Source organism: Streptomyces sp. TSRI0281 (genome assembly GCF_001905125.1).
Taxonomy (GTDB): Bacteria; Actinomycetota; Actinomycetes; order Streptomycetales; family Streptomycetaceae; genus Streptomyces.
The window spans coordinates 78,547-103,305 of record NZ_LWLE01000008.1 but is presented as its reverse complement, the minus strand read 5'-3'; the positions used below and the strand labels follow the sequence as shown (position 1 = coordinate 103,305).

Genomic DNA, 24,759 nt, shown 5'->3' with positions numbered 1-24,759 from the left:
AAGGGGCTTTCGTCCTGCTCGTGACGGAGTACACAGAGATGCGGAGAACCGTCTCGCCGGAGATCTTAGAGGGGCTTTACATAAGATCGTGGCGGAATGGCGAAGTCATTCTCCGCAGATTCCCCGCGTAACGGTCCTTGCGCATGTCACGGGCGGGCGGCCATCCCAAAAGCCCTTGCCCCAGCCTTAGTTGACGATACGTCAACACACCTCGGCGGCGGGCCGTCAGGACGGCGTCGGCCTGGACGGCGTACGCGGCACGGGCGGGCGGAGTGAGCCGGGGCGCCGCCCGCGCAGCCGTCGCCACCGGGCACCCCGGTTCGGGTGCCGGGCGCCTTCGACGGTCCTCGCGCCGGCCCGCAGGCCGAAACCCTCCTCCCGCGGCGGGTCCCCGGCCGTGCCGACGGCCGCAGGGGGTCACCGACCGTGCCGGCGCTGACCCTGTGACCCTGACGGTCGGCTCGCCGGCATTCCCCAAAGGCTCTGTGGCAGGCCGTACCGGATGTTCCCTTCAGCCGGTCCGGCCATACTGCGACCGACCCTCCTGCCATGGTGAAGCCCACTTCCGCGGCGTCCCGGCGAGCGACATGCGGCATGGTTACCCGATGCGGCGGCGGTTACCTATCGTCGCGGGGTAATGAAGACGTCATTCACGACGTATCCATCCAGACCGTGGAGCTCGCCGTACGCAATCAGGTCGCTGTTGCGGTTGATGAACCCCCGCCCCGAATAGTTGAGCGAGGTGTTGCAGAGGACGCTGAATCCGGTCAGTTCGCCGAAGGAGGTCAGCAGACCGGACATTTTCGGGTTCGCCTTCGGGTCGACGGTCTGGGTACGCGCCGTTCCGTCGACGTGTGTCACCGCCCGCAGTTCGTCGGACTCGACCTGGCTGAAGTACAGCATGTAGGGGTCGGGGACTCCGCCGCCGAACCAGCGGCCCGCGTCCTGCTCCAGACAGATCGGGGCGATGGGGCGGTAGCTCTCGCGCTGCTTGATCCGGTTGAGCCTGACGGTCGTCTCCTCGGTGAAGGGCGCGGCCAGGATCGACCTGTTCCCGAGTGCGCGGGGGCCGATCTCCCAGCGGCCCTGCGCCCAGCCGATGATGTTCCCGTCGCGGAGGTAGCGGGCGACCTCGTCGTAGCGCGCCGGGCGGCTCTCGTAGCGCTGCGGGTCGAACTCCATGTCCTCGACGAACTCGCCACCCGCGTAGACGTCCCAGTCCAGGTCGGCCGACCCGGTGTAGAAGTGCTGGGCGTCGATGGCGGTCCCGATCGCGGAGCCGCTGTCGTTGGGGCACGGCGGGACGAAGACCGCGGGGAAGAGCCCGCACTCGCGCCAACGGCGGTTCCACTCGCAATTGAGCCCGCAGCCCCCTGAGATGAGCAGGGGGAGGCCCTCGGTCATATGCTCCCGGGCGTATGCGTGGAACCGGTCGAAGATGGCGTTCGACAGGCGGGCGGCGAGACTCTTGTACGCGGGTGACTCCACGCCGATGTTATGGAAAGGGGAGTCGGTCATCCGGTCCTTCAGGTTGCCGGTGATGACCTGCTTCTGTCCGAGGATGAAGTCGATTGCTTCCTGTTCCGCCTGGGTCGCCGATCGATCCTCGGCAAATCCGGCCAACGCCATCTGCTTGCCCGCATCCTGGAAACGGACGAATTCCTCGTGCGGACTGTACTTGGGGTCCGCGAGCGCGAAGCCGTAGGAGTACTTGTTGCCCGGGTAGTTGAGCACCTCCTTGAGGTGGGTCACCTTCCCGTGTTCGTCGATGCGGTAGAACGAGCCGATGTTCCCCTCCCACACCAGGCTGTAGAAGGGTTGGTCCCGACGGAATGCCGACATTCCATAGGACGTCATGATGTGGGAGCGCTCATGTGTGGAGGAGAAGACGCGCACGCCCTTTCCGAAGAACCGGCCGGCCTCGTCCGAGATCGCGGATTCGCCCACACCGTAGTACCCGGCACGCGAGGGCCGGTCGGTGGCCTGCGTCCCCTTGATCCAGCCGCTCATGGCGATGACGTCCGGCTGCCTGTCCAGCCGGTCCGCCGCTACGGCGAACACCTCCGCGGTCACTTCGCTGTAGCGGCCGAACGAGTCCTTCTCCGCCTCCAGGGAGAAGAGCAGCTTGCCGTCTTCGACAGCTGCGATCGCCCCGTCATGGCCTTCCTTCAGGGAAAGAATCAACATGATGGTCCGTCTCTCTATGGGTTTCCGACCTGACAGTTGGGCGGGGCGCCTGAATCAAGCGGGACCGAGAGGACTTCCAGGGCCAGTTGATGCAACCGCGGGTTGGCGGACAGGGCGCCGGTGCCGCCTTGGGGCGAGGCGCCCAGAAGATCGGTACAGACACCGCCGGCTTCCTCCACGAGGATCTGTACGGCGGTGATGTCCCAGGGATTCACGACCGGTTCGGCCGCGATGTCGAGGGTTCCTTCGGCAACCATGCAGTGCTGGAGGAAGTCCCCGAAGGCGCGGTCCTCCCAGCACGCTTCGGCCAGGCGCAGATAAGCCGCACGGGAGTGGAACATGTCCCAGGTGCGTGTGCTGGTGGTGGACAGATAGGCCTGGGCGAGGCGGGTGTTGCCGGAGACCCGCAGGGGCAGGGGGGCGCTTTCGACCGACCCGCGCCGCAGCCAGGCGCCCTGTTCGGCCGCCGCCCACCAGCGGCTGCGCAGGGCGGGGGCACTGATCACACCGACGGTGGGTCGGCCGTCCTCCAGCAAGGCGATCAGCGTGGCCCAGACGGGTACCCCACGGAGGAAGTTCTTGGTGCCGTCGATGGGGTCGACCATCCAGGTGCGCCCGGCCATGACGGAGCCGCCGGTCTCCTCCCCGGCGAAGGCGTCGTCCCGACGGGCGGACCTCAGCGCCTCGCGTACGGCCGTTTCGACGGCGGTGTCCGCGTCGGTCACGGGCGTACGGTCCAGTTTCTCGCGGATCCGCAGGTCGCGGGCCTGGAAGCGACGGCTGGTGATGCTGTCGGCGATATCACCGAGTCGCAGGGCCAGTTCGAGATCGGTCTGCTGTGACATGGAGCGCCTCACTGCACACATCGTAGGCTTCGGGGGCTCAGCCGGATCACTTCGCGTGCAGTTCGAGTACGTGGTACTCCATGACCCGTACCTCCTCGATCCGGCGCACGCGGTGCAGCAGTTCGACCCGCAGGCCGGCTTCCTCGGCAAGGGCGTCGAGCCGTTCACGGTCCCCCAGGTCGGCCGTGCCCAGCAGCAGCCTGCCACCGTCGGCCAGATGCTCATGGGCGCCCGCGAGGTACCGGGCCTGGCCCCGGTAGCCCGGGTCGAAGACGGCGGAGTGCAGATCGGTGGAGAGCGAGAAGCCGTCCTCCACATAGGTCCAGGGCACGTTCCAGAAGATGACGTCGAAACGCTCCGTGGGCCCGAGCGCCGTGTACATGTCGCTGTGGAGAACGCGTACCCGGTCGCCCACACCGTGCCGCTCGACGTTGGCAGCCGTGTTGGCCACCGCCTTTTCGTTGATGTCCAGAGCGGTGACGGAGGCACAGCCGTTGAGCGCGGCGGTCACGGAGATGACGCCCGTGCCGCAGCCGACCTCCAGGAACGAGCCGCCCGGGGGATACGGCACGATCGAGGCCATCACCTCGGTGGCGGCGCTCAGAGTGCTGGGGAAGACGCCTCGGTGCAGGCTCCATTCCCGCCCCAGCAGGGTGAAGGCGTCCGGCAGGTCGTCACCGACAAGGGCGTGCCGCAGGACCTGGGCCACGGCCTCGGGGGACTCTTTGAAAGTCATGGTCTCCACCTCTTCGGTGATGTCGGTCATCGGGACGGGTCGGCCGCGTACCGCACGAGCGCTTCGCGGTGCCGGCCGATCTTGCGGAAGGCTTCGGCGTACTGGTCGATGAGCCTCGTGTCCGCAGGCCAGTCGGTGAAGGTGGGAAGGGACAGCGCGTGCTGTTCGACGTGCTCGGCGTGTGAGCCGGTCTCCGGTGCGATGCCCTTCTTCGGCGTTCCGGGAAAGAGGGGGTTCTCCGGGCGGGAGTAGAGCGGCAGGGTCGACAGCCGGGGGCCGGAGGGGGCGCCCACTTCCATGCCTTCGGCGCGCAGCGCCTCGATGAGCACGGAGCGTGGGACGCCGCCCAGGGCCTCGGGCCGGTAGAGCGGTTTGTAGCCGTACCAGGCACCCATGTCGACGTGGTCGGCAACGTGTACCGGCTCCAGATAGGCCACTTCGCCGAGTTGCTCACCGAGGTAGCGCAGACAGCGGTGTCGGGCCTCCTTGCGTGCCGGGAACGCTGCGAGCGCGTGCCGGGCGACGATGGCGTTGAACGGCGACATGCGCAGCTTGAGTCCGAAGCCGGTGACCCAGTGCGTACGCAGGTCCTCGTCGAGGACGTTGTCCCGGGAGCGGTCCCGGTAGTGCCCGAGGAGAGTGGCGCGGTCGTGCACCTGGGGGTCGCTCGTGACGAGGATGCCGCCTTCTCCCGCGTAGACGGCCTTGTTGGCCTGGAGGGAGAAGACCGCGGCGTCGCCGAACGTACCGACGGGCTGGCCTTTGTAGTGGCTGCCATGGGCGTGGGAGCAGTCCTCCAGGACGCGCAGCCCGTGTCGCTCGGCGATCCGCAGGATCGCGTCCATGTCGCAGGGGTGGCCCCACTGGTGGACGACCGTGATGACCTTGGTGCGCTCGGTGAGCGCGGCCTGAAGTGCTTTGGGGTCCAGACCACGGGTATCGGGGTCGATGTCGGCCAGGACCACGTCACCGCGGAGCGCGAAGACGGGACTCAGCGCCGCATGGTAGGTGAGTGCCGGTCCCACGACGTCCACGCCCTCGCGCACACCGAGGGCGAAGTAGGCGGCGAGGAGGGCGCTGGTACCGGAGTTGAAGGTGACTGCGAAGCGAGCTCGGTGGTTCAGAAAGGCGAGGAAGTCGGCCTCGAGCCGGCCGATGGGACCACTGTTGCCCTTGATGGAGATGTCGATGTTCCGCTGCTCGGCCAGTTCGGACAGCTCCGCCGCGTCGGCGGGAGGCGGCCAGACCTCGTGCGGCAGCGGCTGATCGATGGCGGGCACGCCTCCCAGGAGGGCGAGTTGTTCGGCGGTGGTCATGTGTCCTTCCTGCCTTTCGCGGGTGGGTTCGGGACCGGCGCGTCGGGCCCGGCCGGTGGGCGTACGGCTGTTGGGGGTCAGGCACACCGGCCGGCGAGCTCGTTCCGCTCGCGTAGCCGGTCCCGGTAGATGCCGTCGATCGTGCGCACGGCGGCGAGTTGACGCTGGAGGTGGTCCTGGCGGTAGTAGCGGTCGTCCAGGTGCCGCAGATGGTGGGCGAACATGGAACGCACGGCGTCGGTCTTGGGGCCTTCCCAGGTGAAGCGCTCCAACGGCAGCCCTCCGATGGAGTGCAGGGTGGCGACCCCGGGGGCGACGTTCAACGCGCCTTCCGTACCGAGCACGCAGAGGTGCTCGGTCTTCTCGTGGTGATGGCGTGAGATGCGGAGCGAGCCCGCCAGCCCCGTCGAGGGATAGCTGCACATGAGGCTGACGAGATCCTCCAGTCGACGATCCCGCGTCTCCTGGTACTGGTGCACGAAGGCGGAGTGCACCCGTGGGCGTTCGGGGAACATTCCGCTGAGCACATCGATGAGGTGGTAGCCCATGTCGAGGAGCACACCGCCCCTCGCCTTCTCCCTGGAGGCGCGCCAACCCGTGGTCGGGTGAGCCAGGTTGAAGTGGTAGTCGTAGGAGAACCAGTACGGCTCCCCGATCCGCGCGAGGTTCTTCCGGGCGAACTGGAACACGGGGTTGAAGTTCCGTTGCAGCAGCGTGAAGACGCTGCGGTCGGCCCGTTGCGCCAGGGATATCAGTTGCCGGGCTTCATGTTCGGTGACGGCGAACGGCTTTTCCTTGATGACGTGCCTGCCGTGCGCCAGGAGTTCGGCGCAGACCGGGAAGTGCTCACTGTGCGGCACGGTGACCACTGCGGCGTCGAAGTCGAATTTTTCGAGTGCCTCACTGAGGATGTCGAAATGTGGGAACCCCCACTCGTCGGCGAGTGATGAGGCCGTCGGGGCGGGGTCGACGCCGCCGATGATCTCCGCACTCTCCCGCACGATCGGCAGATACTCTTTCCCTTGATGTCCAGCAAATCCGACCATCAGTACTCGCACTCGCGGTCGCACGTTCTTTGACCGGCCACTGGGCATGCAGAATATCCCATCGCAGAATAGTGTTCGAGGATGACGCGGGCAGCCAGAAGAAGGCTCGTGGAGATCCGGATCGGAGTCGTGGTTATCAAGCCGTTCAGAGAGCTCGGCGGCTCCTCCCGGAAGCATCGGCGAGCCAGGCGTGCGCCGCGGTCACCACGTCCTTGATGAAGGTGCTCCCGCTTCGCTGTGTGTTCTCGTCGAGCAGCGAGACTTCCTCGGCCGCTATCCAGGCGAACTCGGTGTGCTTGTCCCGTTCGAGTTCGGGCGACGAGAGGTCCCCGTCCACCTCGACGACATAGTCCGACTCGATGTGCCGCAGCCCGTTCGCCGTCCACTCCTCGTGCGACACCCGGGCAAGAACGCGGCGCAGCCGCCACCCGGTCTCCTCCGCTATCTCCCTGCGGAGCGCGTCCAGGAGGGATTCCCCCTCCTCCACGGCGCCGCCGACGACATCCCAGCAGTGGGGGAAGAGGCGCCGGCCGGCCGAGCGACGCTGGACGAAGATCCGGTCGTCCGGGTCGCGGATCAGCGCGCCCACCATCAGTCGGGGTCCGGTCGCTTCGGTCACGTCAGCTGTTCACCGCGCCCGGTCGACGGTGCGCACAGCCTGCCCACACGATCTGTTTCGCGGAACCAGCGGACCATTCTTCCCTCATTTCACCTGCACACACATTTCGCGTGCGTCATGCATCCGGGTAGAATATTCGCGAGTCGAACAGGTCGAACGAATCGAACAGAAACACTGAAGCGGCTCGGATTATCAGCGGATCATGATTGCTGCCAGACCTACATTTCCGCCCTGTGACACTACCTGGCATCCCGGGAGGCGTAAATAAGGTCACATGAGTCTTCGGACGCCCTGACTTCTTCTTGACGCGCAATCAACTCATATGCTGTGGAGGGCGGTCCAGTGGATGCCGTGCGTCCCGCCGGGCGCAAGTGGTTCGGGCGGCCCACACCGATCCGCAGGCCGCTATCGCCCCGGTCCGCCTACTCCGTGGGGGAGGGGCTTTCTCCTCGCGCCATTCCTAAGCGATGTTTTTCTGCCACCTTTGACTGTCGCACGGTGGAATATGTTGGCCGGATTGACCATGTGAAGTGATGTCTCCCGTCGATCGCATAAACGTGCGATAAAGGCGATTGACGGGCTGGATCGCCCGGACCGCGACCTCAGGGCTGAATGATGGGCGGAGCCGTCTCAAGCGGTCTATGCCGAAGGCGAGTTGGAGCAGTGCCGGATGAGGAACGGCTCGAAGCTCGAAACTCACGTACCCCACCCACAACGGTTTCGTCGATGCCGGCCGCATCGTGCTGGGTCAGCGGGAGGCCGGGGCCGGCTCGCCCGCACCGTGTCGGGCGGCAGCGCCGAGATCTTTCGCCGACCCCCAATGCGGCTCCGGCCACGGGCTGTTGTTCACACCGGCCGCCCCCGGCGACGCGACCTGCAAGTTCCAGCAGCCAGGCCCCGGTCTGCGCACCCTGCGGTTGCGGGTGAAGCGGCACTGTTCCCGGGGCATCTACCGGCTGTCGGTCAACGGCGCCGCGATCGGCGAACCCCTGGACCGGTACAGCCCGGTCATGACCTACGCCGAGCCGGAGTTCACCCAGGTCCCGCTGCGGGCGGGCGTCAACACGCTCCGCCTGACCCACCTCGGGCAGCACGCCGACAGCACCCGGACTCCGGGCACATGCGCGAACGACCGCATCGGCGTGCGGCACCCCGGCCGAGGGCTCGCGGGTTGTTCGTCCGCGAGCTCCGACTGATCGTTTCGGAATGCCTTCCGGGCAGGCGAAGGCAGCTGCCGGCCCGTGGTCGATCACCCCTGCCTGTCAGCGGGGTCCTGTCGTACCACTTCCTCCCTCCTCCGGGCGGGTCCTCCCGTTCACAGGCGAACGGGCGACCAGGAAGGCATAGCCGATCTGTGGGAGCGCGCCGAACCGGGGAAGGCAGCTGGTGGAGTTGAAGAACTCGTGATGGCGGTCATCGACGGAGGGTGCAACATCGTCGAAGGCATCGGCGAACGCCTGGTAGGTGCGCCGGACGTGGTCGCCGATGTCGTTGAACTCCACCACCTCCAGACCGGCGCGGTCGAGGGCCGTGCGGAGTTCATCCGGTTCGGGCAGTGAGGGGGACTGGAAAGCCCGGCACGCCTGGCGGACCGTCTCCGCGGCATCCCCCGTCACCGGCGACCGGAGCAGCACATCGGTGATGATCAGCGGGCTACCGGGGCGCAGGGTCCGGGCAACCTCGGTGAGGGCGGTGGTCCGGTCGGGGATGTGCATCATGGACTCGATCGCCCAGGCACCGTCGAAGGACGCGGCTTCGAAGGGCAGTGCGCAGGCGTCCGCGTACCGGAAGTCCACCCGGTCGGCGAGCGCGGCGGCGTCCGCCCGGGTTCGGGCGAGGTCGATATCCGGGTTGCTGACCGAGATCCCTGACACACGGGCTCCGGTGGCGCGGGCGATGCGCAGGGCGGGCCGTCCGGTTCCGCAGCCGACGTCCAGCAGGCGTCGGCCGGGTGCGGCGGCCAGCCGTTCCGCCACGAGGTCGGTGAGCCGGTCGGTGGCCCGGTTGAGCGAGCGGTCGTCTGCGGCGTTGTCCCAGTAGCCGACATGGATGTTCCCGTCGACGGCCGTGCCGTCCACGCTCTCGGTGTGTTCGTCATACAGCCCGTCGACGTCCGGTGACGACGGGATGGTGCGGTGCACGGATGGGTCGTTGGTCATCGAGGTCTCCCGAGCATGAGGGTGTGTCAGCTGGTGAAGAGGACCATCTGCCGCAGGTCGCTGAGTGAGCGGTGAAAGGCGTCCAGGACGAACGCGATGTCCTTGTCCGCGTGGGCGGCCGGGAGGAGGAGGAGGAGGGCGTGGGGTTCCGGCAGAAACATGCCGTGCGTCCGTAAGGACTCGGCGCGATGCCCTTCGTCGTGGGCCCTGCGCAACATCGCGACACGGCTCGACAGCCGCTTCGTCCTGAAGAATCTACTCGCCGGTGCCATCACCCCGGAAGACGGCCTCACCGCTTCCGCCGCGACGCTCTGGTGGACCATCGGCCGGAAGGCCGTCCCACTCCACCTCGCCTTCCCCGTTCCGGCCCAGTGGCACACCGGGTCCGTGGAGCCCACAGCTCCGATGCGGTGGGCGGGCACCCGGCCCGGAGGCGTGGTCCGCGCCGGAATCCTCCGTCACCGGTAGGGGGCCGGGTGTGCCCGTCCCACTACCCGGATCCTCCTACGGGTCTCATCAACCCCGCCATCAGCGACACCAGTTCGAGCGACTGGCTACGGTTGAGGCGCGGATCGCAGGCCGTGGTGTAGCGGCGGGGGAGGTCGGGGACGGCGATGTGCTGCGCGCCGCCCAGGCATTCCGTCACGTCGTCGCCGGTCAGCTCGACATGCAGGCCGCCCGGATGGGTGCCGAGCGCCCGGTGCACCTCGAAGAAGCCGCGTACCTCGTCCACGATGCGGTCGAAGTGCCGGGTCTTGTAACCGGTGCGGGTCAGCACCGTGTTGCCGTGCATCGGATCGCACTGCCACACGACCGAGTGCCCGGATGCGGTGACCTTCTCCACGAGCGTCGGCAGTACGTCCCGCACCTCGGCACTGCCCATCCGGGTGATGAGGGTGAGCCGGCCCGGCTCGTCGTGCGGATCGAGGCGTTCGACGTACTCGACGATCTGCTCCGGTGTGGTCGTCGGGCCCAGCTTGATGCCGATCGGGTTGGCCACCAGTTCCGCGAAGGCGATGTGCGCGCCCTCCAGTTGCCGGGTGCGTTCGCCGATCCAGAGGAAGTGCGCCGAGGAGTCGTAGAGCCCGGACCGGCCGGTGCCTACGAGGTCCGGGGCGCGGGGACCCACCCGTAGCATCGCCCGCTCGTAGTCGAGCAGAAGGGCCTCATGGCTGGTGAAGATCTCGCCCTGGGGCGCCGCCGTGCCGGGTGCGCCCACCGCACCGGTGGCGACCAGCGCGCGAACCGTCGTCATGGCGGCGCTGGAGTTCACATAGGCGCGCAGCATCCTGGCCGGGTCGGGGGTCCGGGTCTCGGGGGTCGGCTCGAAGCCGTTGACGATGTCGCCCCGATAGGCCGGCAGGCCCAGAGCATCCACCGGGGCCGAGCGCGGTTTGGCGTACTGGCCGGCCATCCGGCCGACCTTCACCACCGGCAGCCTCCCCGCGGAGCTGAGTGCCGAGGCCATCCTGTGCAGGGTGTCGACCGTGCTCGCTATCGACCGCTCGGTGTTCTCCGTGAATGTCTCCGCGCAGCTCCCGCCCTGGAGCAGGAACCCGGCACCACGTGCCACCGCGGCGAAGTGTGTACGCAGCCGGGCCACTTCCTCGGCGGTCACCACCGGTGCGACTCCCTCAAGGATCCGTCGCACCCGGTCTACGGACGGAAGGTCGGGCCACTGGGGCTGTTGGGCGGCGGGACGTGCCAACGCACGGTCCACCGCGGTGCTCAGACGGTGCGGTAGTGCCCCGTCGGGGAGGAGTCGATGAGCCGTCAGTTCGTGTCTGTTCAACGCTCTCCCTCGTACGTCTCGCGCGGGCGGCATTCGAGTGCTTCGGCATACTCCGGGGCGGAGTCGATGACGTCGTGTGGGCGCGAACGAGCAGGCGCGGAAGGCCGCTCTGCCCGCATGTCGACCTTATCGCCGATGGCGTGCGTGCCAAATGCTTTACAGGTACGTCCAGTTGTTGATGCCCGGTAGGGATGAACTACTGCGTCCGCTTGGCTACGTTGGTGGGATCGAACCGCGTCGGGGCCGTATTCGGCCATCTCAAAGTCGGGAAAGGACGTGTGCGTTGAGCGGACTCATGCAGGGGAAGGTCGTTCTGGTGACCGGGGCGGCCCGTGGGCAGGGGCGCGCGCATGTGGTGCGGCTGGCGGGCGAGGGCGCCGATGTGATCGCCGTGGACCTGTGCGCCACACTGCCCGGGGTGGCCTACACCTCGTCGGAGCCCAGCGACCTGGACACCACCGTCGCCCTCGCCGAGGAGTCCGGGCGGCGGGTCGTCCCGGTCGTCGCCGACGTCCGTGACCTCGCGGTTCTGCGGGAGTCGGTCGAGACGGCGGTGGAGAAACTGGGGCGCCTCGACGCCGTCGTGGCCAACGCGGGGATCTGCATCGCCTCGGCCTGGGACGAGGTCACCGAGGAGATGTTCCAGGACACCATGGACGTCAATGTCAGGGGGACCTGGAACACGGTGATGGCCACCGCGCCCCACCTCATCGCGGCGGGCGGCGGCTCCATCGTCCTGATGAGTTCATCCGCCGGCCTCAAGGTGCAGCCGTTCATGCTCCCCTACACCACCAGCAAGTTCGCGGTGCGCGGGATGGCCAAGGCGTTCGCCGCCGAACTCGCCCGGTTCCACATCCGGGTCAACAGCGTGCATCCCACGGGCGTCGACACACACATGGGCAGCCGTCCCATGCTCACCCAGGTGGCCAAGGCGAGCATGGCCGATCCACGGCTGCGCGGGATGCTGGTGAACATGCTGCCGGTGGAGGGGATCTCGGTGGAGGACGTGGCCAACGCCGTCCTGTTTCTTCTCTCCGATGCCTCCCGGCACGTCACCGCGCACGCCATGGCTGTGGACGCCGGGGTCAGCGAGTTCTGAGCGGCTGTGCGAGCGAGTGGGGGACGGCGGAATGCCGCCCCCCACCGCAGCTCAACTTCACGCCCAGGAAGCCTGGTTCTCCCGCAGACGGGCCCGCAGCACGTCAGGGCTGCTCACATACAGTGTGCGCATCCCGAGGTCGCGGGCGGCGGCGAGCACCGTCTGCCGGTCGTCAATCATCAGCGCCTCGTGCGGCTCGATGCCGCACCGGCCGAGGGTCTCGGCGAAGTACTCGGCGGAGGGTTTGACCTGGCCCACGCGCCATGACGAGCAGAGGTGGTCGAAGAGCCGGTAGTGGTCGTGCCGGGTGTTCTTGAGGTGGTCCCAGTGCTCGGCCTCATTGTTGGCAAGCACCAGGGTGAGTTCGGGGAATCCATGGGCCACCTCGGCCAGTGCGGTGAGGTTCGCGCGGTAGCAGCGGACACTGTCGAGGTAGGTGTGGTCCACCCAGTCCCTGTCGAAGGCGTCCGCCGAGGGGCTGCCCGCCTCGGTGAGCAGCTCCCGCAGTACGTCGTGCACATGGACCGCGCCGCTTTCGTACAGATGGGCCGACGACAGAACGCCGCGCATCAGCCGCTTCGCGTCGGCGGCGTGGCGATGAGCGACCTTCCGTATGAAGGACGTCTCCTCCGTGATGTTGTTGAACAGGACACCGCCCGCGTCTGCCAGCAATGCTTGAATCATTTATCCGTTCCCTTTCGTCGAATACGCATTTTCCGCCACTGTCTATTTTCGCCATGGGTGCGAGGTGTTGAAAGGTGAAATGTCATGGCGCTGTACCGTGAGCTCGTCGGGCGGGAATGGGATTCCGGAACCCGGCACTGGACGTTCTTCGACACCGCGCTCTACGCGTTGGGTGTCGGTGCGGGCGGCGACGATCCCACCCGTGAGCTGGCGTTCACCGCGCAGGGCTCCCCGGGGGTTCTCCCCGCGGTGCTGCCCACGTTCGCGACCACGCTCGTCTCGCTCCGGGCCCAGCCCGCACTCGGCGATTTCGACGCGGCCCAGCTGCTGCACAGCCGGCAGTCACTGACCCTGTACGGCCCGCTCCCCGTCGAGGGCACGGCAACCACGACCTCCCGGCTGGCCGCACTGCACGACCAGGGCCGCAGTGCGCTGGCGGTGATCGAATCCCGCTGTGCGGACCCGCGCACCGGCCGGGTGCTCGCCGACATCCGCACCGGTCTGACCATCCGGCGGGAAGGCGGTTTCCGCACCGGCCCGGGGGAGGCGCGGCCGGACGAGGAGGAGTTGTGGGAGCGGCCGGCGGGGGAGCCCGACCACACCGTCCGTTGGCACACCCCGGCCAACCAGGCCCTGCTCTACCGGCTCAGCGGCGATCCGAACCCCCTGCACTACGACCCCGCCGTCGCCGCTCGCCTGGGCTTCCGTCGCCCCCTGCTGCACGGGCTGTGTACGTACGGCTTCGCCGGGCGGGCGCTGCTCCACACACTCTGCGGTGGTGATCCCGCCCGCTTCGGCAGCCTGTCCGGCAGCTTCACCGCGCCCGTCCTCCCCGGCCAGGAGCTGACGGTACGGATCTGGGAGCGCGGGGAGTCGGCGCTGTTCGAGGTGCGCTGCGCGGGGCGGCCCGTCCTGGACCGGGGCCGTTTCGCACGGCGGGCCGGCCCGGCCGGGTGACCGCGGCGCGGGCCCCCCTTGCCGCGCGCCGCCACCAGTCACGGCCCATCCGGGCGCGCCCCGGCATCCGGCTCGGCGGCCCGGTCCGCGTGGTCGGCGTACCAGCGCACCGTGCTCCGCACCCCGTCCGCCAGCTCGATCCGCGGCTTCCAGCCCGTGGCGCGCAGCCGGGAGACGTCGAGGAGCTTGCGCGGCGTCCCGTCCGGTCTGCTCGTGTCCCAGGTGATGCGGCCCGTGAAACCGGCTGCCCCGGCCACCAGCGCCGCCAGATCGGCGATGGTGAGCTCCTCGCCGACCCCGATGTTGACCGGTGACGGGTCGTCGTAGTGGTCGAGGAGGTGGAGGCAGGCCGCCGCCAGGTCGTCCACGTGGATGAACTCCCGTCGCGGAGTGCCGGTGCCCCACACGACGACCTCCTCGGCGCCGTCGCGCACCGCCTCGTGGAAGCGGCGGGCGAGCGCGGGCAGGACGTGCGAGCGGGTCGGGTGGAAGTTGTCACCGGGGCCGTACACGTTGGTGGGCATCGCGGAGATCCATCGGCGGCCGTACTGCCTGCGGTACGACCTCACCGCGACCACACCCGCGATCTTCGCGATCGCGTAGGCGTCGTTGGTCTCCTCCAGCGGGCCGGTGAGCAGAGCGGACTCGGGGATCGGCTGGGGACTGTGCTTCGGGTAGATGCACGAGGAGCCGAGGAACAGCAGTCGGTCCACGTCCGCGGCGTGCGCGGCGGTGAACAGATTGGTCTGGATGGTGAGGTTGTCGTTGAGGAACTCCACCGGTTCCGCGTCATTGGCCGCGATACCGCCGACCCGGGCGGCCGCGTCGATCACGACAGCCGGCCGGAGCGAGGAGAGGTAGTCGAGGGTCGCCGGGCCGTCGGTGAGGTCGAGGTCGGCGGAGTGGGTCCCGACGACGGAGGTGAAGCCCCGGGCCCGGAGGTGACGGAGTACGGCCGAGCCCACGAGGCCGGTCGAGCCCGCCACGAGGACGGTCGCGGAGCGGTCGAGGACGTGGTCTCCTCGCTCGGGAAGGGGAGCTGACCGGTCCGCGCCGGAGCGCGACCGGACCGCGGAGGACGAGGGGCCGGCCGGCTCGGACGGCCGTCCGTCCAGGGGGGACGAGGACGCACGCATGGTTCTTCTTCTCCTTCTCGGATCGGGCCCGGCGGTCGGGCTTCTCGGATCGGGCCCGGCGGTCGGGCTTCTCGGATCAGGCCCGGCGGTCGGGCTTCTCGGATCGGGCCCGGCGGTCGAGCGGCGCCGGAAGGTCCAGGCCCCGGCAGTGCAGGGCGCCCAGCAGCCGTAGCAGCGAGACCGGTTCGGGGGTCGCCCGGCTGCCGGAGGCGATCACCAGCGGGTCCTCGACCCCTTCGGCCCGCAGCGTCTGGCGGATCGGCGAGATGAGCACGGGGTGCGGGCCGATCTCCACATACGCCCGGATCCCGCGCCGCGCGAGGGCCGACACCGCCTCGGTGAAACGGACCGGTCGGCGCAGATTCTGCGCCCAGTACTCCGCGGTGGCGTCCACCGGTCGGCCGTCGGGCTCGTCCTCGACCGTCGAGATCCACGGGACGCGCGGCGCCGCAGGATCGAGGTCCGCCAGCTCGGCGCGCATCGCGGGCAGCACGCCGTCCACGAACGGGCTGTGCGAGGCCGCGTTGATACGGATCCGCCGGCACCGCACCCCCTCGGCCTCCAGCGCGCTCACCAGTGCCCCGGTCGCTTCGCTCTCCCCGGTGACCACCGTCTCCGTGGGTGCGGAATGGGCGGCGACGACCACCGTCCCGGGGATCTCCGCGCAGCGCCGCTCGACGGTGCGCCGGTCGAGGCTCACCGTCGCCATGGTCCCCCCGCCCGCCGTCTGTTCGAGCAGGCGGGAGCGTACGGAGACCACGCGGGCCGCGTCGGCGAGGCTGAGCGCGCCCGCCACATGGGCTGCCGCGACCTCGCCGAGGCTGTGCCCCACCACGGCGCGTGGGCGCAGTCCCATCGACCACAGCCAGTGGGCGGTGGCGACCTGTATCGCGAAGATCAGCGGCTGGGTCGTCGCCGGGCTGCCGGGCTCGCCGTCCGCCGCGTTCATCAGCGGGTCGATGACTCCGGTGGGCAGCAGCGAGTCGAGTTCGGTGAGGACCTTCGCGGCGGCCGGCGCCCAGTCCAGCAGGGCGCGCCCCATGCCGGGCCACTGGCTGCCGTGCCCGCCGAAGCACCAGGCGGCCCCGGTGGCGGCGCCGTCGGGGCAGCCCGAGGAGTAGCGGGGGCTCGCCAGTCCGTCGGCGAAGAACGACAGCCCCTCGACCAGTCCCGCCCGGTCCGCCGCCGTGACCGCCAGGCGCCGTACGTCGTGTTCCGCGGACACCGGGCGGGTCTGGGGAACCGACCCGGGGTCGGCGCCGTCGGTCAGTAACGCGGCCGCCGACCGCGCCTCGGCCGTCAGTGCCGCCGGGTCGGCGGCGGAGAAGACCAGCAGCCACGGAGGAGGGGGGCCCACCGCACTGTCGATTGACATAAGTACTCCCGTGCACGGAATGGGATCGGATGGGTCGTCGATAATTGCTACGATCGCTGTGGCAATATCGGACTGTTGCTTGATAAATGTGATGAAGGAGTAGGGGAAGCATGCCGGAAACCTCGTTCCAGGGCCAAGTCGTCGACACCGAACCCGCATCCGATGTATTTCTCGTCATCGGTATTCCGGGGTCCGGCAAGAGTTCGGTTTCGGCCGGCCTGGCCGGTCGGTTCCCCCTCGGCGCGCACATCGAGGGCGACCACCTCCAGGACCTCATCGTGTCGGGCGGGCATCTGCCCTCGCCGGAGGAGGACCTTGAGGCGGACCGGCAGTTGCTGCTGCGGGCACGTAACGCGTCGGTGCTGGCGCGGAGCTTCCATGCCGCCGGGGTCACCGCGGTCGTGGACGACGTGGTGGTGCGCCGTGCGCATCTGGACTTCTACCGGGAGCAGTTGAAGGATCTGCCGCTGCGGTTGATCGTGCTGGCGCCGACGGCGGGCGTGGTCTCGCGGCGGGTCGCCGAGCGGGACAAGGTGCTCGCCGACGACTGGTCGTTCCTGGACGACGCGCTGCGCAAGGAAATCGCGGGTGAAGGGGAGTGGTTCGACAGCTCTGAGCTGACGCTGGAGGAGACGGTCGACGCGGTCCTGGCGAACCGGTCGGAAAGCTGACCGTACGGCCGCGACGTCCCGCCGGAGGTTCGGTGGGAGCGCGCCCCCACCCGGGGTCCCGCACAGGGCTTCCGGGCAGGGGGCGCTGTCCGTTCAGGAGCCGTCGATACGGCGTACGGCGGTCAGCCAGGTGCGCATGAGATGGGCGCTGCGGTGCAGGAACGCCCGCGCCTCCGGCGACCATGCCCGGCCCCGTGCTTGTTCGGCGAAGTCCTGGAGGCCGTAACTGAGTGAGGTGTACGCCTCCTGGTAGTCGCTGCCGTCAAGCCTGAACTCCCGCAGCCACTCAAGGAGTTCGTCCATGAAGCGGATCGCGGGCAGCTCGATGGCGAGGTCGTTGAGTAGATCGTGCTCATTGCGCTCGTGGTTGACCAGCGGCCCGCCGAACCGCACCGAGTGCCCGAGGTGTTTGGCGCAGGCCGCGACGAAGTACCCGCTGAAGATGTCGCCGAAGCGCTCGACGGCGGCCCCGCCGATGGGCTGGCCCATGCGCAGGAAGTAGTAGGCGGGCAGCGCGTCGTGGTGGATCGCGGTGTTCTGCGAGTTGACGGGGCACCAGGTGTCCTTGGCGAGCACGGCGGGGTTGCCCCGGTAGGCGGTGACACGCGGCCGGACCGCGAGCCGTGTCACCGCGTCCACATCCGGATCGTCCAGCCACAGACCGGCGTTGATCCTGACATCGGCCACCTCCTCCGCGGCGGTGAGCTCCGCCGCTTCCCCCCTCGGGCCGTAGGGGAAGCCGCGCGGGAAGACCCGGCACGGCTCGACGTCGAGCAGGTCGCAGGCGTTGAACCAGCCGCCCGCCGCCGACACCACACGGTGGCCCACCGGTCCTTGAAGCACGATCCGGTGCTCGTCCAGGAAGGGGCGGTCGATCGGCAGGTTGTCGTCGTCCATGGAGACGGTCAGCGCGCTGCCGTTGAGGTACGACAGCAGATAGCCGATGTTCCGGCGGTTGTCGGAGTCGTACGGGATCAGATCGGGCACACCCAGCTTCGCCAGCAGCCGATCCTGCTCCTCGACATCGGGGGAGACGATGTCGGCGCCGCGGGCGCGGGCCTTGTCGCAGGCGTCGTAGAACGCACTCGGGGTCTTCCGGTCGGGAATGACGACGAGGCGGGCGCCGTCCTCGGCGAGCGTGTCGTCGTAGTGCTCCAGGAACGAGCCGGAACCGATGGTGGTGATGACGATATCGAGCGTCTCAGTCATGTGGTCACTCCAAAGTGGGATCGTCCCGCGTGGGGATGTCCCGCCAGAACCGTAGGTGCGAGGACGCGGTGATGATGGGGGCGGTGAGCCAGAGGAGCATCACGACGGTCAGCCCGAGGCGGGGGCCGAACAGACTGCCCAGTCCGCCGCCGACCAGTCCGCCGAAGAAGAGCATCCCGCGGCTGACGAACCGTACGCAGGCCACCGTCCGATTCAACAGATCGGGCGGGGTGAGCAGTTGGACGAGGGTGGCCTGACCGACCGTGAAGATGGAGAACCCGGCGTGGAAGAGCAGGGCGCCGCACAGGAACAGCAGCAGCCCCGAGCCCCGCTGGGTCAGCGGCAGAAGCAGGCCCGCCGGTGCCAGGACGGCGGCGGGCAGCCACACGGCGCGGGCGGTGCCCAGCCGTCTGCTGACCTTGCCCGCGCTGAACGCGCCGATCAGACCGCCGATGCCGACCGACCCGAGCAGCATGCCCAGAGTGCCCGGGGTGATGCCGACGTCATGGGCGAGGAAGATGATGACGAGCGCCTCGTAGGCGGCGAAGCAGCAATTGCCGACCGCCGAGCCGGCGATCGAGGCCAGCATCACCGGCCGCTTGGCGATGAACCGGGCGGCCTCGGAGAGTTCGGCCCACAGGCCCGAGGTGCGGTTCGCGCTCTTGGCGGACCGGATGCGCGAGCGCATCAGCAGATTGCAGGAGGCGGACGCGATGAACCCCACGGAGTTGAGCAGGGGCGCGCTCTCGGGACCGGCCAGCTGCACGGTGAAACCCGCCAGGGTCGGGCCGAAGGCCAGGGAGACCGCGCGGGCGATCTGGAGACGGATGTTGCCGTAGACGAGTTTGTCCTTCGGCAGCATCCGCGGCGGCATGGACAGATACACGATCTCGTAGAACACGGTCGCGCAGCTGACCAGCACATTGGACAGGTACAGATGCCACAGGGCGAGATGGCCGGTGACCGACAGGACCGGTACGAGGGTCACGATCGCGGCGCGGCACAGGTCGGCCAGCAGCAGCACGACGCGCGGCGGCAGCCGTGTGCTGTACACGCCGGCGGGCAGAGTGAGGATCAGCCAGGGCAGATACCCCGCCGCTGTGATGAGGCCGACCTCACCGACAGAGGCGCCCAGCGTCTGAGCCGCGAGCAGCGGGAAGGCGACCACCGTCGCCATCCCGCACAGCTGGCTGATGCCGCTGCCGATCCACAACAGGCGGAAGTCCCGTTCGCGGACGGACTCGGGCGCCAGGGTGGCAGGATCGGACCTCACAGGTGTCCCCTTCTTTCTCGGTCCGCGTACGGGGCCGGTGGTTCATTGATGTGCTCGCCGCCCGGGGGTCGGGGTGGCGGCGATGAAGGCCTCGACAGCGTCGAAGGCATCGGAGTCGCGGTACTGCTCCGGGGGCGACTTCATGAAGTACGACGACGGGGCGAGCAGCGGGCCGCCCACACCCCGGTCGAGTGCGATCTTGGCGGCGCGGACGGCGTCGATGATGACACCCGCCGAGTTCGGTGAATCCCACACCTCCAGCTTGTACTCCAGCGACAGCGGTACGTCGCCGAACGCGCGTCCCTCCAGGCGCACATACGCCCATTTGCGGTCGGCGAGCCACGGCACATGGTCCGACGGTCCGATGTGCACGTTGTCCTTGCCCAGGTCGCGCTCGATCTGGGATGTCACCGACTGGGTCTTCGAAATCTTCTTCGACAACAGACGCTCGCGCTCCAGCATGTTGCGGAAGTCCATGTTCCCACCGACGTTGAGCTGCATGGTGCGTTCGAGGTGGACACCGCGGTCCTCGAGCAGCCGGGCCAGGACGCGGTGGGTGATGGTGGCGCCCACCTGGGACTTGATGTCGTCGCCGATGATCGGCACACCGGCCTCGGCGAACTTGGCCGCCCAGTGCGGGTCGGAGGCGATGAACACCGGCAGGGCGTTGACGAACGCCACACCGGCGTCGATGGCGCACTGCGCGTAGAACCGGTCGGCCTCCTCGCTGCCGACCGGCAGATACGAGACCAGGACGTCGGCCCGGCTCTCACGGAGCGCCGCGACGACATCGGCCGGGTCCTCGGCCGACTCCGTGATGGTCTCCCGGTAGTAATGGCCCAGACCGTCCAGGGTGGGCCCCCGGAGAACAGTGACACCGCTGGGCGGCACATCGCAGATCTTGACCGTGTTGTTCTCCGACCGCGAGATCGCGGACGACAGGTCCTGTCCGACCTTCTTGGCGTCCACGTCGAACGCGGCGACGAACTCCAGGTCGTGTACGTGATAGCCGCCGAACTCGACGTGCATGAGCCCGGGGACCCGGGCCGCGGGGTCCGCGTCGGCGTAGTAATGCACTCCCTGGACGAGCGAGGCGGCGCAGTTGCCGACCCCGGCGATCGCTACGCGGATCTTGCCCATGGTGTTCCCTTCGTCAAGTCGTCTTACGGCAACGGGGTTGGGGGGCTGTCGTTCGGAGGGGATGTCACAAGAGCGTGAGGAGTACGCGTACGGGCGAAGGTCACAGCTTCACCGGTACGGATCCGGAGCGAGCCGACCGCTCGGCGGCCAGCGCGCAGCGCAGCGCCTCGTAGGAGTCGCGCCAGCCGCCCGAGGCCGGATCGGCGGGTCCGCCCGCCGCCATCGTCAAGAACGCCTCCACCTGGTGGCGGTATGCGGTGGCGAACCGGTCCCAGTAGCCGCGGAAACGCGGTTCGGGTGCGCCGCCCTCGCCGGGGGTGCGCGCATGCGTCAGGGCGGCCTCCAGATTGCCGTTCTCGGCCAGCACCTCGGCGCGCACGTCGTAGCCCACGGGCTGCAGGCGGCCCGCCGAGAGCGCGGCCAGGGCGCCGTCGTCGAGCCGCAGCAGCGCGGTGACCGTGTCGAAGTCGCCGATGCCGGCGAGCTCCGGGGCGGACAGCGCCGAGCCGTCGGCGACGACCTGGACGATGCCGCGCCCGGTCAGCCACCGCACCATGTCGAAGTCGTGCAGCATCAGATCGGTGAAGATCGAGCCGCTCTCGCGCAGCCGGGCCAGCGGCGGCATCGATACATCGTGCGAGACCAGCCGCAGCAGCTGCACCCGGCCCGCCTTGCCCTCGGCGGTCCGGGCCCGCAGATCGGCGAAACCGGGGTCGAAGTGGCGTTGGAAGCCCACCCACAGGGGCACCCCGTGCTCCTCCGCCCGCAGCCCCAGGGCCTCGGTCCGGGCCAGGTCGGTGGTCAGCGGCTTCTCGCACAGCACCGGGATCCGGGCGTCGACGAGCGCGCCGACCAGTTCCGGGTGGCTGGTGGTGGCCGCCGTCACCAGCGCCGCGTCACAGCCCCGCTCCACCAGGTCCTCGACGGAGTCCGCGACCGTGCCCGAGGCCACCGACCGCGCCAGCTTCTCGGCCCGGTCGCGCTCGGCATCCACGCACACCAGCCGGAAGGGGCCCAGCGCGTCGAGGTGTTCGGCGTACATCGCACCGATCCGGCCGCAGCCCACGATCGCCACGCGCAGGTCCTCGTTCATCGGTGCGCCTCCGCCCGGTGCGGGGTGGCCGAATGGGCGAGGGAGACCAGGTCGGCCGTATCCCGGCGCGCCCGCAGCCGCTTCCCCCAGGCGGCCGCGCGTTCGGTGTACGTCGCGTCGCCCAGGACCTCGGTGATGCCCCGGCGAATGTCGGCGACGCCGACGCACGGCTGGTCGGAGGGGCCGGAGTAGCGGTCGCTGAAGGCGAGCCGTCCGTACGCGGTGGTCCGGCTGGTCCTCAGCAGCACCCCGGCGCCGGTCGCATCGACGAGCTCGCGGCCGTTCATCTCCTGCTCGGACATGAACGGCATCACGACCGAGGGCCTGCCGTGCAGCAAAGTGGCCAGCACCGTGGCCGAACCGCCGTGGCTGACCACCACGTCCGCCCACTCCAGCGGGGTGTCGAGCCCGGTGAAGCCCGCCACCACGACGTTGTCGGGCACCACCAGATCGCCCTCGAAGGCGAAGCCGCTGGAGACGTACACGGTCCACGGCTGGTCCGCGCACGCGTCGAGCACGTTCTGCAGGGCCTGACGGCCCACCGTGCCGCCGCTGCCGATGGTGACGTAGACCTTCGGCCGGTCCGTGTCCGGGGGAGTGGACCCGGCCGCGCCCGGCGGGTTCCAGTACATCGGTCCGACGAAGTGGAGGGCGCCCCGGTGAGGCGGTCCCTCGACCGGTTCGAGGTCGGCGAGGCTGGAGACCAGGGTGACCTCGCCCCACAGCAGGTGTTCCGCCCGGCTCACCTCGCCCAGGCCCAGCTCGCGTGAGACCCGGTCCCACACCGGCAGGCTTGAGGGGTGGGGCAACAGGGTGCGCGGCGTGACCGTCGACCAGGGCATCCAGCCGTTCGCCCGCGGGGTGATGAAGTCCGCGTCGGCAAGGGAGACGACGGGGATCCGGGCGGCCCGCGCGGCGAGCGCCGCGGTCGGGCACATGTCGATGACCACCAGGGTGGGCCGGTACTCCTCGATGAGCCGGGCGTCGGCCGCGAGCCGTCGCTCCACCCGCTCGATACGGTGGTAGCTCGCGGCGATCGCGAACACGCGCTCCACGTCGGCGAAGGGCAGATACGAGGGCATCGGGTGCCGGTCCGGCGGGCGGGGAGCCTCGGGCTCGGACTCCAGCACCGTGAACCCGGCCTCGCGCACCATGGAGTTGATGCCACAGTCCGCGAACGCCACCTCGTCGCCGGCCCCGGCCAGTTCGGAGGCCAGGGCGAGGCAGCGGCCGGTGTAGGCCGCGCCGCCTCCCCAGCCCCAGGGGAAGAACAACACTCGCTCGCTCACACGTCCTCCTGCTCGTCCCGCTCGTCGTGTCGGTCGGTTGTGCTCATGCCGTCATCCCGCCGTCCACCGCGATCACCTGCCCGGACACGTACGAGGCCGCCGGGGAGCAGAGGAAGGACACCACCGAGGCGATCTCCTCGGCCCGGCCAGGACGGCCCAGGGGGGTGCGGTCCACCACCGCCTCGCGCGCCCCGGCGGACAGGCCGGCGTAGGCGGGGGTGTCGGCGATCAGTCCGGGTGCCACGCAGTTGCAGGTGATGCCGTACCGCCCGTACTCCCTGGCGGTGGTCCACGCCAGTCCGTGCAGACCGGACTTGGTGGCCGCGTAGGCGGCCTGGCCGGGCTGGCCGCGCAGCCCGGCCACCGACGACACCAGGACGATCCGCCCGCCGGAGTGCCGGGTCATGGCCCGCACCCCGGCCCGCACACAGCCGAAGGCCCCGGTCAGATTGACCGCGAGCTGCTCGTCCCACTCCTCCTCCGGCACGTTCAGGAGCAGCCGGTCACGGTGGACCCCGGCGTTGACCACGAGGGTGTCGAGGCGGCCGAACTCCTCGACCACCCGACCCACGACCCGGGTGCCGCCGCCGGGGCGGGACAGATCGCCGGTCACCGCGTGGGCGGCGGCGCCCGCCGCGCGCAGTTCACGGACCGCGGCAGCCGCTCCTTCCTCGTTGCGGTGCGCGTGCACCGCGACGGCGTGGCCCGACAGGGCCAAGGCGTGCGCGATCGCCTGCCCCAGCGGGCCGGAGCCGCCGGTCACCAGGGCCACCGGCACGGTCATGCCGTCGCCTCCTCGCGTACGGGGAAATTGATGCTCTCGATCTGCGCGAACCGTGCGCGCAGCCGGTCCGACGCGCCGGGGTCGGCAGGACCCTCCCGGCCGCCCGCCGCCACCAGAGCCTCGCGTAGCCGGCCCATGGCGTCGCGCAGCGGCCGGCTCAGCGGCAGCACACGCGGATAGACCGCGAGCGGATCCGGCTTCTCGTGCGCCGCGATGAGGGCGATGCCCAGGCGTTTGGCGTGCACCCGGGCCTCCAGCGCGGCCGTACGCACCGCCGCCAGCTCCGGGGGCAGCACCAGTGGTTCGCCCGAGGAGGGCGGGACGGCGAGGGCATTGGCGTAGATGAACAGCTGGGGCTGGATGTCCCCGAGCACCAGGAGGTGCAGGGCACGGGCGGTCACCGCTTCGAGCCCCGCCCCGGTCAGCTCCTCGATGAGGTCGTCGAGAGCGCGCGCGCCCACCGAGAGCAACGCGGTGTCCCGGTCCAGCCGTTCGGCGAAGTACTCCTGCGGATCCCGCCGGTCCGGCTCGCCCGTCACGGTGACCGTGCCCACCCAGGTGAAGAGCGCCCGCAGGGCGGGGGTCAGCGTCCAGCGTCTGCGGAAGCCGTCGGCCGGATCGGCGTCGGTGTCCAGTACGGACATCACGCTGTCCTCGGGCGACCAGTCCACGGCGAGGACCGCGTGGTCGTGGAAGTGGAAGCGCCCCTCGTACACATCGCCGGGCAGATGGAACCGGTCCGGCAGGACCATGACCGGCTCGCCGGCGGAGAGGCTCTCCAGGACGAACGGCACATTGCGGGAGCCGTCGTCGAACTCGGTGCGGTAGTTCACCCGGCAGCCGTCGAAGTCCTTGGCCAGATCACGGCCGACCGGGTCCAGCGGGCCGTTGAGCGCGCGGGCCACCTCCTGGGGGCCGAGCCCCCGGAACGCGAGGACGGACTCGACGCAGCGCAGTACGCAGTTCAGACCGTCGAGCGCCCGGTCCTGCCATCCCAGCGCGCCCAGCTGGTCGAACCGGGGAACCGTCGGGCCCGTCACCGTCGTTCTCGCTCGGCGGTACGGGCCCGGGCGACCAGGGTGTCGGCCAGGTGTCCCAGGTTGTCGAAGGACGCCCAGTCGGCCTCCTCCCCGCTGTAGGGCACGTCCCACTTCTCCTCGAAGCGCGACAGCACCACGATCAGGTCCAGAGAATCGATGCCGCTCTCGTCGAGCGTGGTCGTCTCGCTGAGCTGGTCGGGCACATGGGGCCGTTCTGCGAGGACGGTCCTGATGAGCTCCATCACGTGTTCGCGGTCTGCGGGCTCGGAAACGGCGCCGTCGGCCATGGGGTTCTCCTTCTCGTCGGCG

Annotated in this window: 25 protein-coding genes; 5 read left to right on the top strand and 20 right to left on the bottom strand. The window is 69.4% G+C overall.

The window, feature by feature from the left end; translation table 11 throughout:
- Positions 1-621: 621 nt before the first annotated feature.
- The 6 genes from A6A29_RS15265 to A6A29_RS15240 form a co-directional block, all read right to left on the bottom strand.
- Positions 622-2,187: a carbamoyltransferase C-terminal domain-containing protein gene (locus A6A29_RS15265; RefSeq protein ID WP_073720623.1), complete on the bottom strand. Its 1,566-nt coding sequence runs from the start codon at positions 2,185-2,187 to the stop codon at positions 622-624.
- Between the two features lie 14 nt (positions 2,188-2,201).
- Entirely contained in the window at positions 2,202-3,032 is an 831-nt protein-coding gene (hisN, locus tag A6A29_RS15260) for a histidinol-phosphatase (RefSeq protein ID WP_073720622.1), read from the bottom strand.
- Positions 3,033-3,078: 46 nt separating this feature from the next.
- Positions 3,079-3,768, bottom strand: coding sequence for a methyltransferase (locus tag A6A29_RS15255; RefSeq protein ID WP_241838482.1), 690 nt, complete (start codon positions 3,766-3,768; stop codon positions 3,079-3,081).
- Positions 3,769-3,794: 26 nt separating this feature from the next.
- Complete coding sequence (locus A6A29_RS15250; RefSeq protein ID WP_073720620.1) at positions 3,795-5,084, bottom strand: DegT/DnrJ/EryC1/StrS aminotransferase family protein; 1,290 nt, start codon at positions 5,082-5,084, stop codon at positions 3,795-3,797.
- A 77-nt stretch (positions 5,085-5,161) separates the two neighbouring features.
- A complete protein-coding gene (locus A6A29_RS15245; RefSeq protein ID WP_079182768.1) occupies positions 5,162-6,130 on the bottom strand; it encodes a Gfo/Idh/MocA family protein in 969 nt (322 codons plus the stop codon).
- A gap of 145 nt (positions 6,131-6,275) precedes the next feature.
- Positions 6,276-6,722 (bottom strand): NUDIX hydrolase, encoded by a 447-nt coding sequence (locus tag A6A29_RS15240; protein WP_073720694.1) that lies wholly within the window; start codon positions 6,720-6,722, stop codon positions 6,276-6,278.
- Between the two features lie 869 nt (positions 6,723-7,591).
- Here A6A29_RS15240 and A6A29_RS15235 point away from each other — a divergent pair.
- On the top strand, positions 7,592-7,945 hold the full coding sequence (locus A6A29_RS15235) for a hypothetical protein (RefSeq protein ID WP_073720618.1): 354 nt from the start codon (positions 7,592-7,594) through the stop codon (positions 7,943-7,945).
- A gap of 66 nt (positions 7,946-8,011) precedes the next feature.
- On the opposite strand, the gene A6A29_RS15230 is transcribed toward A6A29_RS15235, so the two are convergent.
- Positions 8,012-8,908, bottom strand: a complete 897-nt coding sequence (locus A6A29_RS15230; RefSeq protein ID WP_073720617.1) for a class I SAM-dependent methyltransferase — start codon at positions 8,906-8,908, stop codon at positions 8,012-8,014.
- Between the two features lie 26 nt (positions 8,909-8,934).
- Entirely contained in the window at positions 8,935-9,069 is a 135-nt protein-coding gene (locus A6A29_RS47515) for a hypothetical protein (protein ID WP_274535804.1), read from the bottom strand.
- On the opposite strand from A6A29_RS47515, the gene A6A29_RS15225 reads away from it, so the two are divergent.
- The gene (locus A6A29_RS15225; RefSeq protein ID WP_073720616.1) at positions 9,068-9,376 is read left to right on the top strand and encodes a hypothetical protein; all 309 of its coding nucleotides are present in this window, start codon (positions 9,068-9,070) and stop codon (positions 9,374-9,376) included. The genes A6A29_RS47515 and A6A29_RS15225 overlap by 2 nt on opposite strands.
- 22 nt (positions 9,377-9,398) lie before the next feature.
- On the opposite strand, the gene A6A29_RS15220 is transcribed toward A6A29_RS15225, so the two are convergent.
- Complete coding sequence (locus A6A29_RS15220) at positions 9,399-10,640, bottom strand: 3-deoxy-7-phosphoheptulonate synthase (RefSeq protein ID WP_241838486.1); 1,242 nt, start codon at positions 10,638-10,640, stop codon at positions 9,399-9,401.
- Positions 10,641-10,983: 343 nt separating this feature from the next.
- On the opposite strand from A6A29_RS15220, the gene A6A29_RS15215 reads away from it, so the two are divergent.
- Positions 10,984-11,799 carry a mycofactocin-coupled SDR family oxidoreductase gene (locus tag A6A29_RS15215; protein ID WP_073720614.1) on the top strand — a complete coding sequence of 272 codons (816 nt, stop codon included), beginning with the start codon at positions 10,984-10,986 and terminating at the stop codon, positions 11,797-11,799.
- Positions 11,800-11,856: 57 nt separating this feature from the next.
- On the opposite strand, the gene A6A29_RS15210 is transcribed toward A6A29_RS15215, so the two are convergent.
- The gene (locus A6A29_RS15210; protein WP_073720613.1) at positions 11,857-12,483 is read right to left on the bottom strand and encodes an HAD family hydrolase; all 627 of its coding nucleotides are present in this window, start codon (positions 12,481-12,483) and stop codon (positions 11,857-11,859) included.
- 84 nt (positions 12,484-12,567) lie between these two features.
- Between A6A29_RS15210 and A6A29_RS15205 the strand changes: the two genes are divergently transcribed.
- Positions 12,568-13,440: a MaoC/PaaZ C-terminal domain-containing protein gene (locus A6A29_RS15205; RefSeq protein ID WP_073720612.1), complete on the top strand. Its 873-nt coding sequence runs from the start codon at positions 12,568-12,570 to the stop codon at positions 13,438-13,440.
- A 38-nt stretch (positions 13,441-13,478) separates the two neighbouring features.
- On the opposite strand, the gene A6A29_RS15200 is transcribed toward A6A29_RS15205, so the two are convergent.
- Both A6A29_RS15200 and A6A29_RS15195 read right to left on the bottom strand, forming a co-directional pair.
- Positions 13,479-14,576, bottom strand: a complete 1,098-nt coding sequence (locus A6A29_RS15200) for a GDP-L-fucose synthase family protein (protein WP_079182766.1) — start codon at positions 14,574-14,576, stop codon at positions 13,479-13,481.
- Positions 14,577-14,652: 76 nt separating this feature from the next.
- Positions 14,653-15,951, bottom strand: a complete 1,299-nt coding sequence (locus A6A29_RS15195) for an acyltransferase domain-containing protein (RefSeq protein ID WP_073720611.1) — start codon at positions 15,949-15,951, stop codon at positions 14,653-14,655.
- A gap of 110 nt (positions 15,952-16,061) precedes the next feature.
- Here A6A29_RS15195 and A6A29_RS15190 point away from each other — a divergent pair, with 110 nt between their 5' ends.
- Positions 16,062-16,622, top strand: coding sequence for an AAA family ATPase (locus A6A29_RS15190; RefSeq protein WP_073720610.1), 561 nt, complete (start codon positions 16,062-16,064; stop codon positions 16,620-16,622).
- Positions 16,623-16,715: 93 nt separating this feature from the next.
- Here the strand turns inward: A6A29_RS15190 and A6A29_RS15185 are convergent, their stop codons facing one another.
- The 8 genes from A6A29_RS15185 to A6A29_RS15150 form a co-directional block, all read right to left on the bottom strand.
- Positions 16,716-17,831 (bottom strand): hypothetical protein, encoded by a 1,116-nt coding sequence (locus A6A29_RS15185; RefSeq protein ID WP_073720609.1) that lies wholly within the window; start codon positions 17,829-17,831, stop codon positions 16,716-16,718.
- Positions 17,832-17,835: 4 nt separating this feature from the next.
- The gene (locus tag A6A29_RS15180; RefSeq protein ID WP_073720608.1) at positions 17,836-19,104 is read right to left on the bottom strand and encodes an MFS transporter; all 1,269 of its coding nucleotides are present in this window, start codon (positions 19,102-19,104) and stop codon (positions 17,836-17,838) included.
- 42 nt (positions 19,105-19,146) lie between these two features.
- Complete coding sequence (locus A6A29_RS15175; RefSeq protein WP_073720607.1) at positions 19,147-20,244, bottom strand: inositol-3-phosphate synthase; 1,098 nt, start codon at positions 20,242-20,244, stop codon at positions 19,147-19,149.
- Positions 20,245-20,344: 100 nt separating this feature from the next.
- Positions 20,345-21,337, bottom strand: a complete 993-nt coding sequence (locus tag A6A29_RS15170; RefSeq protein ID WP_079182764.1) for a Gfo/Idh/MocA family protein — start codon at positions 21,335-21,337, stop codon at positions 20,345-20,347.
- Complete coding sequence (locus tag A6A29_RS15165) at positions 21,334-22,626, bottom strand: nucleotide disphospho-sugar-binding domain-containing protein (RefSeq protein WP_073720606.1); 1,293 nt, start codon at positions 22,624-22,626, stop codon at positions 21,334-21,336. The genes A6A29_RS15170 and A6A29_RS15165 overlap by 4 nt, the downstream gene beginning before the upstream one ends.
- Positions 22,627-22,669: 43 nt before the next feature.
- Positions 22,670-23,410: a 3-oxoacyl-ACP reductase FabG gene (gene fabG / locus A6A29_RS15160; protein WP_073720605.1), complete on the bottom strand. Its 741-nt coding sequence runs from the start codon at positions 23,408-23,410 to the stop codon at positions 22,670-22,672.
- Complete coding sequence (locus A6A29_RS15155) at positions 23,407-24,450, bottom strand: hypothetical protein (RefSeq protein WP_073720604.1); 1,044 nt, start codon at positions 24,448-24,450, stop codon at positions 23,407-23,409. The genes fabG and A6A29_RS15155 overlap by 4 nt, the downstream gene beginning before the upstream one ends.
- Positions 24,447-24,737, bottom strand: a complete 291-nt coding sequence (locus A6A29_RS15150) for an acyl carrier protein (protein ID WP_073720603.1) — start codon at positions 24,735-24,737, stop codon at positions 24,447-24,449. The genes A6A29_RS15155 and A6A29_RS15150 overlap by 4 nt, the downstream gene beginning before the upstream one ends.
- Between the last annotated feature and the right edge of the window lie 22 nt (positions 24,738-24,759).

Coding starts and splice junctions, on each gene's coding strand:
- A6A29_RS15225 (WP_073720616.1), top strand. CDS start 9,068: ATGCCGTGCGTCCGTAAGGACTCGGCGCGATGCCCTTCGTCGTGGGCC.
- A6A29_RS15240 (WP_073720694.1), bottom strand. CDS start 6,722: ATGGTGGGCGCGCTGATCCGCGACCCGGACGACCGGATCTTCGTCCAG.
- A6A29_RS15265 (WP_073720623.1), bottom strand. CDS start 2,187: ATGTTGATTCTTTCCCTGAAGGAAGGCCATGACGGGGCGATCGCAGCT.
- A6A29_RS15230 (WP_073720617.1), bottom strand. CDS start 8,908: ATGACCAACGACCCATCCGTGCACCGCACCATCCCGTCGTCACCGGAC.
- A6A29_RS15250 (WP_073720620.1), bottom strand. CDS start 5,084: ATGACCACCGCCGAACAACTCGCCCTCCTGGGAGGCGTGCCCGCCATC.
- A6A29_RS15210 (WP_073720613.1), bottom strand. CDS start 12,483: ATGATTCAAGCATTGCTGGCAGACGCGGGCGGTGTCCTGTTCAACAAC.
- A6A29_RS15255 (WP_241838482.1), bottom strand. CDS start 3,768: ATGACTTTCAAAGAGTCCCCCGAGGCCGTGGCCCAGGTCCTGCGGCAC.
- A6A29_RS47515 (WP_274535804.1), bottom strand. CDS start 9,069: ATGTTTCTGCCGGAACCCCACGCCCTCCTCCTCCTCCTCCCGGCCGCC.
- A6A29_RS15200 (WP_079182766.1), bottom strand. CDS start 14,576: ATGCGTGCGTCCTCGTCCCCCCTGGACGGACGGCCGTCCGAGCCGGCC.
- hisN (WP_073720622.1), bottom strand. CDS start 3,032: ATGTCACAGCAGACCGATCTCGAACTGGCCCTGCGACTCGGTGATATC.
- A6A29_RS15245 (WP_079182768.1), bottom strand. CDS start 6,130: ATGGTCGGATTTGCTGGACATCAAGGGAAAGAGTATCTGCCGATCGTG.
- A6A29_RS15205 (WP_073720612.1), top strand. CDS start 12,568: ATGGCGCTGTACCGTGAGCTCGTCGGGCGGGAATGGGATTCCGGAACC.
- A6A29_RS15170 (WP_079182764.1), bottom strand. CDS start 21,337: ATGAACGAGGACCTGCGCGTGGCGATCGTGGGCTGCGGCCGGATCGGT.
- A6A29_RS15175 (WP_073720607.1), bottom strand. CDS start 20,244: ATGGGCAAGATCCGCGTAGCGATCGCCGGGGTCGGCAACTGCGCCGCC.
- A6A29_RS15150 (WP_073720603.1), bottom strand. CDS start 24,737: ATGGCCGACGGCGCCGTTTCCGAGCCCGCAGACCGCGAACACGTGATG.
- fabG (WP_073720605.1), bottom strand. CDS start 23,410: ATGACCGTGCCGGTGGCCCTGGTGACCGGCGGCTCCGGCCCGCTGGGG.
- A6A29_RS15190 (WP_073720610.1), top strand. CDS start 16,062: ATGCCGGAAACCTCGTTCCAGGGCCAAGTCGTCGACACCGAACCCGCA.
- A6A29_RS15195 (WP_073720611.1), bottom strand. CDS start 15,951: ATGTCAATCGACAGTGCGGTGGGCCCCCCTCCTCCGTGGCTGCTGGTC.
- A6A29_RS15185 (WP_073720609.1), bottom strand. CDS start 17,831: ATGACTGAGACGCTCGATATCGTCATCACCACCATCGGTTCCGGCTCG.